Source organism: Rivularia sp. UHCC 0363, assembly GCF_034931125.1.
Taxonomy (GTDB): Bacteria; Cyanobacteriota; Cyanobacteriia; order Cyanobacteriales; family Nostocaceae; genus Rivularia.
The window spans coordinates 109,932-117,259 of the sequence record NZ_JAYGHM010000017.1; the positions used below are offsets into that span (position 1 = coordinate 109,932).

The 7,328-nt window shown below is 42.5% G+C and carries 5 protein-coding genes; 2 read left to right on the plus strand and 3 right to left on the minus strand.

All coding sequences use genetic code 11. The annotated features are described in order from the left end of the window. Nucleotides 1-45 precede the first annotated feature (45 nt). Nucleotides 46-1,509 (minus strand): amidase, encoded by a 1,464-nt coding sequence (locus VB797_RS12225; RefSeq protein ID WP_323237959.1) that lies wholly within the window; start codon nt 1,507-1,509, stop codon nt 46-48. A gap of 145 nt (nt 1,510-1,654) precedes the next feature. Between VB797_RS12225 and VB797_RS12230 the strand changes: the two genes are divergently transcribed. Further along, nucleotides 1,655-2,245, plus strand: coding sequence for a TetR/AcrR family transcriptional regulator (locus tag VB797_RS12230; RefSeq protein WP_323237960.1), 591 nt, complete (start codon nt 1,655-1,657; stop codon nt 2,243-2,245). A 230-nt stretch (nt 2,246-2,475) separates the two neighbouring features. On the opposite strand, the gene ilvB is transcribed toward VB797_RS12230, so the two are convergent. Both ilvB and VB797_RS12240 read right to left on the minus strand, forming a co-directional pair. Beyond that, nucleotides 2,476-4,365: a biosynthetic-type acetolactate synthase large subunit gene (gene ilvB, locus VB797_RS12235; protein WP_416350860.1), complete on the minus strand. Its 1,890-nt coding sequence runs from the start codon at nt 4,363-4,365 to the stop codon at nt 2,476-2,478. A gap of 229 nt (nt 4,366-4,594) precedes the next feature. Beyond that, nucleotides 4,595-5,542 carry an NAD-dependent epimerase/dehydratase family protein gene (locus VB797_RS12240; RefSeq protein WP_323237961.1) on the minus strand — a complete coding sequence of 316 codons (948 nt, stop codon included), beginning with the start codon at nt 5,540-5,542 and terminating at the stop codon, nt 4,595-4,597. A gap of 485 nt (nt 5,543-6,027) precedes the next feature. Here VB797_RS12240 and purD point away from each other — a divergent pair, with 485 nt between their 5' ends. Further along, nucleotides 6,028-7,308: a phosphoribosylamine--glycine ligase gene (purD, locus tag VB797_RS12245; RefSeq protein WP_323237962.1), complete on the plus strand. Its 1,281-nt coding sequence runs from the start codon at nt 6,028-6,030 to the stop codon at nt 7,306-7,308. Nucleotides 7,309-7,328: the final 20 nt, after the last annotated feature.

Genomic DNA, 7,328 nt, shown 5'->3' on the forward strand with positions numbered 1-7,328 from the left:
ACCCATTTAGGGAAGCTCTGCCAACCGTATAATTAGAGGCAGAGCTTATAAAGAGATAAGCCGGAAACCGCCGATAATTCGATCCAATTTCTCCGCAATACTTAACAACTCCATCTCTTTCCATCTTTTACCGACAATCTGCATTCCTATGGGTACATCCTTAGTAAAACCAATCGGAATCACTACAACCGGATGTCCCGTAAGATTAAATAATGAAGTATAAGCACCATTCGCTAACAAATAAGGTACTTTTCTACCATCTACATCTATAAATGTACCCATAGGACGATGTGTAAATGCACAAGTCATAGCTACCGGACATAACCAAACATCCCACGCATCCATGACTCGATCCATTTGAGAAATAATGCGATCGCGCTCTGTCAAAGCTGCAAAATATCCCTTCAAAGTAGGGTTGAATAATTGGGGTAAATAATGTCCCATATTACTAATTTCTCTTAATTTCTTTTCCCCCTGCGTCATTTCTCGAAATATCATCGGAATTCGCTGTTTTACAGTCGCAAACACAGGTTGAGAGTAAACGAAATTATATGCGATTAGGCGATCGCACAACTGCAATATTTCTTCTATATCAAGTGGTGGTATCCAACTTTCAATTCTTACACCAGCTTCAGTTAAATCACTTGCTACAGCTTGCATTGCAGATTTAATCTCCGCAGCTACCGTCAGTTCGTCCCAACCATCTATCCAAGCCACCCGCAAATCTGGCAAGGACTTCTGCGAAGGTGTATCAAAGGGAACTGGTGGAACATCCGGCTGTCGTACATCAGCGCCCGCCACAAGTGTAAAACATAACCGCAAATCTTCTACACACCGCGCCAAAGGTCCTACAGTTTGCATTTGACGAATACATTTAGGCTGTCCCGGAACTTCCGGAATTTGTCCGGCTGTAGATACCCGTCGATCCGTCGGTTTCAAAGCATAAATACCGCAAAAGTGCGCGGGTTGACGAATTGAACCCGAAACATCATTCCCGATATCCAAACTGGAAAAACCCGCCGCTACAGCCGCCGCACTTCCCCCAGAACTACCGCCAGCAGTGCAGTTGAGGTTCCAGGGATTATTGACGGCAGCAAAAAGCTCGTTAGCGCTTTGATAATCTCCCGCAAGTTCGGCAGTATTGCTTTTACCCAAAATAATCGCCCCCGCACCACGCAAACGCGCCACCACCGTAGCATCACTAGTTGGTATGTAATCTTTTAGCGGTTTATATCCGGCTGTAGTACGCAGTCCTGCTGTTTCAAAAATATCTTTAATTGTTATCGGTACACCATGCAGCGCTCCCCAATTTTCACCTTTAGCTAAAGCTGCATCGGCTTGTTTTGCAGTTTCCAAAGCGTCTGGGTTAAGAGTACAAACTGCATTTAGTTGAGAATTATATTGAGAAATTTGATTCAAATATGCTTGTGTAACTTCAACAGCAGAAACTTGACCTTCCTTTATCATTCGAGCCAACTGATATGCAGGTGTAAATACTAATTTATTCATTCTATTTAGGTGCAATACTGACGGAACCTCACCTCCTTCCCCTCTCCTTATTAAGGAAAAGGGTGCCGGATCTTGTTACAAGATCGGTTAAAGTTAATTATATTCACTTTTAGTTAATTTAGTTAACTAAATTATACAATAGCATATGGGTCGTCCGACAAAAGAAAATTCTCTAACTCCCCAAGATGTAATTGAAGCTGCGATCGCCTGTTTAGATAAAGAGGGGGAATCTGCTTTAGGAGTGAATCGGGTAGCGCGAGAATTAGGTATAAAACCACCCGCGATTTATAAACATCTCAATGGAAACGCAGAATTGAGAAAAGCCGTAGTTTTAAGAATTTGGCGACAATTTTTAGCGTATTGTCGAGAAAAAACCCAAAAAATCAACGAATTGCCACAATTATTCAAAGCAGGGGGAATGGCTGCTCGTAACTTTGCCAAACTATACCCAGCACGTTATAAAGTCATGATGCAATACCAATTACATCCAACAGATGCAGATGCGAGTGCAGTGATTCGAGAAGCCTTAAGTTTGTTTCAAAAGGGAATACAAGGCTACGATTTAAGTAAAAATCAACTGATTGACGCAATGCGAATGGTTAACGCTGCAACTTACGGTTTTATTAGCATCGAACAATCAGGAATGATGACCTTTGAACGTTCAACCGACGCAAGTTATGAAATTATGCTCGACGCATTGATCTTTGCGATCGCGCATATTCGGAATAGGGAATAGGGGATTGGGCATACGGCATAACTATGAAAACCTCACCCCCAGCCCCTCTCCTTGGTAAAGAGAGGGGAGATAAAGCACAATCAATTACCTACAACAAAAACAGATCAACCCTTCTGGAGGGGGTTTGGGGGACGCAGCCGTCCCCCCATCGGGGGTTTGGGGGAGAATCCCCCAACTCCGGGTTTTTCCCACAATTAAGCGACACAAAGAACCTAATAAGTTAGTCAACCCTACAACTTCGTCCCGCACTCCGGACAGAAATTATTTGTAGAAAGATTCTTCGCACCGCAATTACTGCAATAACTTGGTTCCGAATCAGCTTTCGGAGGCTGCTTAGCCAAACCAACCATTTGAGCATTACTCTTACCCGGACCAACCATCGGATAACAGTTCTCATCCCTAGTAACGCGGGCATTTACCACAACCGGCCCATCATGAGCAATCATTTCGGCGATCGCGCTTTCAAGCTGTTCTCGCTTATCAATCACCATGCCTTTAATACCGTAAGCTTGAGCAAGTAACTCAATATCCGGCATTCCTACTTCCATATTGGAACTAGAATAACGTTCCCCGAAAAACGCTTGCTGCCACTGACGCACCATTCCTTGCCAGCCATTATTTATAATTATGGTCTTGACATTTATTCCGTACTGTGCTAGCGTTCCCAACTCCTGCAAATTCATTTGGAAACTAGCATCGCCGCTGATACAGATAACTTCCTCATCCGGAAACGCCACTTTTGCGCCCATCGCAGCGGGAACACCAAAACCCATTGTCCCCAAACCAGCGCTAGAAATCCAGCGACGGGGGCCATTTTTGAGGAATTGCGCCGACCACATTTGATGCTGTCCGACATCCGTAGTGTAGAAAGCGTAAGGTGCTTGACGAGCGACTTCGGAAATTACTTCTTGAGGAGAAATACTGTCCGCATAGTGCGGTACTACCAAAGGATAATCTTCCTTCCAGCGATTGATTAAATTCAACCATTCTTGAGTTTGATTTGGCGCTTGGTTGATACTTCTTTCCTTACACCGACGCAGCAACTCAGTTAAAACCCTTTTGACATCTCCAACAATCGGCACTTCTGGAATGCGGTTTTTACCTACTTCCGCCGGATCGATATCGATGTGAATTACCTTAGCGCGGGAAGCGAATTCATCCAACTTACCCGTAACGCGATCGTCAAATCTTGCCCCAACGCAAATCAACAAATCGCAATCAGTCACCGCAAAATTTGCGTATGCCGTACCGTGCATTCCCAACATTCCCAAAGCAAGGGGATGATGTTCGTCAAAGGCACCGATACCCATTAAAGTAGTGGTAACGGGAATCGCGAATAATTCGGCTAATTCTTGAATTTGCGGATGAGCAGCAGAGCTAATTGCACCACCACCTACATAAAGTAAAGGACGACGACTTTCACGAATCAATTTTATCGCGGCATTAATTTGTCGAGGATTTCCCTTTACCGTGGGACGATATCCAGGTAATTTTACCGAACCTGGTTCTACAGGAATGTAATCGAACTCCTCAAGAGCTACATCTTTAGGAACGTCAATTAAAACAGGACCCGGACGGCCCGAACTAGCGATATGAAAAGCTTCCGCCACGATTCGCGCCATATCTTTACAATCACGCACTACATAGGAATGCTTGACAATCGGTAGGGTAATTCCGTAAATATCAGTTTCTTGAAACGCATCCGTACCAATAGCCGCTCGCGTCACCTGTCCCGTAACAACAACCATCGGGATCGAATCCATGTGAGCCGTAGCAATCCCGGTAACTAAATTAGTTGCACCGGGGCCAGAAGTACCAAAACAAACACCAACCTTACCAGTAGCGCGGGCGTAACCATCAGCCGCATGGGCTGCACCCTGTTCGTGTCTGACTAGGATATGCTTAACACCACTACCACTAGCTTCATCTTTATATAAATCATCGTAAATAGGTAAAATAGCGCCACCCGGATAACCGAAAATATATTCAACCCCATGTCGTTTAAGGCTGTCAATTAACGCAAAACCGCCCGAAGCACGTTTAGGGATATTTGATTCAGGAATAGAAACTTGAGAAGAAGTAGATACTTGTGGAACAGTGATTTGGGATGGAGTTGACACGGCAAACCTCAGTGATTGGCTAATTTGACGTAAAAACGCAAATAAAATTTTGTAGTTAAAACTTCATTCTAATACTCTACTCAAAATTTTCCCTCTAAATCAAGGAATTGCGAATTGGGCATAGGGAATAGTTAGGAGTTAGGAGTTAGGAGTTAGGAATTAGGAGTTAAGAATTTAAATTGTCTTTTTGTCCCCTTGTCCCCTTGTCCCCCCATCCCCTCATTTCCCCTTAATACAGCCCCTTAACCCATTCCCATTCTCTGGTTAATCCTTCTCTTAAGCCTACAGAAGGTTCATAGCCTAGAATTTGCTTGGCTTTAGAAACATCCGCAGCTGTATGACGTGCATCTCCCATTGCTTTTTCAATATGGTTTCTCTTGATGGGTTTGCCAACAATTTCTTCCATTGTTTCGAGAACTTCTTTTAAAACTACCCGACTACCACCACCGATATTGAAAATTTCTCCCACAGCAGCTTCTACAGTCGCTGCGGCCAAATTAGCTGCAACAGCATCGCTCACAAAGGTAAAATCGCGGGTTTGTAATCCATCACCGTAAACAGGAATCGCTTCATCTTGGATCACAGCTTTATAGAATTTGTGAAATGCCATATCCGGACGCTGACGGGGGCCGTAAACTGTAAAGTAACGTAGCGCGACGAAAGGAACGTCAAAGTTTTTGTGATAAAGTCCGCACAATCTTTCAGCGGCTAACTTTGTGATTCCATAAGGTGAAACTGGTTTGGGACAAACTAATTCGCTAGTTGGTAAAGTTTCCGCATCACCGTACACGCTTGATGTCGAAGCGTAAACCAACCTTTGCAAATTTTTCGCGTCTTTGGCTGCTTCGAGTAAAACTTGAGTAGCGCTAATATTGCGTTCCGTGTAAAAACGAAAACCTTGTCCCCAACTTGCCCTAACCCCAGCTTGTGCTGCTTGATGGTAAATAACGTCAATATCCTGTAATAGCGATCGCCAATCTAAAGACTGAATATCTCCTTCAATCAATTTAAAGTTGCTATAGCTTTGCAAAGATGTAACATTTTTACGTTTGAATGCAGGGTCGTAGTAATCGTTGAATTCATCAATACCAATTACTTCTTCTCCCTTTTTTAGCAATGTTTCGGCTAAATGAGAACCAATAAATCCCGCCGCACCAGTAACAATATTTTTAGTCATGTTTCTTGTTATTTAGATATTTTCTTAACTCAGTATTCACAGGTTAATCCGTATAGACGGGTAGTTGCCACAAACTATTAAAAGTATTTTTACATATATTAACTTTGAAACAATTAGTTGATATTTTTTATTTATCATGCTAAATAATTGTAAAAAAAAACTCAGTATTTATATTGATAAAAAGTTAATTTATTTCCATACTTTTACTAACTAACCTAATTTATTCGGAAAAAACTACCGTATAAATGCCGATGATTTTTGAAGACAAAGAGAATATTGGATGGGGAGACAAGGAGACAAGGAGAAAGATTTCTAATCCAAAATCTAAAATCCCAACTCCTAATCCAAAATCTAAAATCTAAAATCCAAAATCCTATAACTCCCAATCCAAAATCCAAAATCTAAAATCCAAAATTTCAACCTGGATAAGTATTAAAATTGGTGAAAAAATAAAGCGCATCATTAAGGGACTTCGAGGAATAAGAGTGAAAATTTTAGTTGTAGGTAGTGGAGGAAGAGAACACGCTTTGGCTTGGAAACTTCTTCAATCAAGTCAAGTTGAACAAGTTTTCTGCGTACCGGGAAATGGTGGTACGGCTAGTTTGAATCGCTGTCAAAATCTCTCCAAGTCGGTGGATGATTTTGAAGGGATAAGTAATTTTGCGTTGCAAGAGGGGATCGATCTCGTCGTAATTGGTCCCGAAGTGCCTTTAGCGCAAGGAATTACAGATTATTTACAATCTCAAGGATTAAAGGTATTTGGTCCCAATAAAGCCGGAGCGCAAATAGAAGCAAGCAAAGTATGGGCAAAAACCCTGATGCAGGAAGCGAATATTCCGACTGCTAATAGTGCGGTATTCAACCGGGCAGCACCGGCAAAAAGCTACATCAAAAGCCACGGAGTACCTATTGTTATCAAGGCTGACGGTTTGGCTGCGGGTAAAGGCGTTACGGTGGCAACAACGCTAAATCAAGCCGTGGAGGCAGTCGATGCAATTTTTCGCGGTCAGTTCGGTCGTGCCGGGGAATTTGTAGTTATTGAAGAGTGCTTGACCGGACAGGAAGTATCGGTTTTAGCATTAACAGATGGTTTAACCATAAGACCTTTATTACCAGCCCAAGACCATAAACGCATCGGTGAAGGTGATACGGGAGAAAATACAGGTGGGATGGGAGCCTACGCACCAACACCAATTGCTACTGTTAATTTAATGGAACGAGTCCAAAAACAAGTTCTAAATAGAACTATAAATGCGTTAAGAGCTAAGAAAATTGATTATCGAGGCATACTTTATGCTGGTTTGATGATAAATCCCAACGGTGAATTCAAGGTTTTAGAATTTAACTGTCGTTTTGGCGACCCGGAAACCCAAGTAATATTACCATTATTAGAAACGCCATTAGAAGAATTAATGCTTGCCTGCGTCGAGCAGCGTTTAGAACAAATGCCCCCCATAGCTTGGAAACAAGGAGCCTGTGCTACCGTAGTTGCTGCTTCTGGAGGATATCCTGGAACCTACGAAAAAGGTAAAGTTATTACAGGTATCGCCGCAGCCCAAGCAGCAGGAGCAAACGTATTTCATGCCGGGACGACCTTAAACCAACAATTAATTACAGATGGAGGTAGAGTTTTGAATGTAACGGGTATCGGAGAAAACTTCGAGCAAGCATTACGATTAGCATACGCCGGTATTGAACAAATTGATTTTGAAGGAATGTATTATCGGCGAGATATCGGACATGGAATTTTAGATTTTAGATTTTAGATTTTGGATTAAAAGAGTTA

Bases quoted from the DNA above. Each gene is read 5' to 3' on its own strand.
- VB797_RS12225 (WP_323237959.1), bottom strand. From the start codon at position 1,509: ATGAATAAATTAGTATTTACACCTGCATATCAGTTGGCTCGAATGATA.
- VB797_RS12230 (WP_323237960.1), top strand. From the start codon at position 1,655: ATGGGTCGTCCGACAAAAGAAAATTCTCTAACTCCCCAAGATGTAATT.
- VB797_RS12240 (WP_323237961.1), bottom strand. From the start codon at position 5,542: ATGACTAAAAATATTGTTACTGGTGCGGCGGGATTTATTGGTTCTCAT.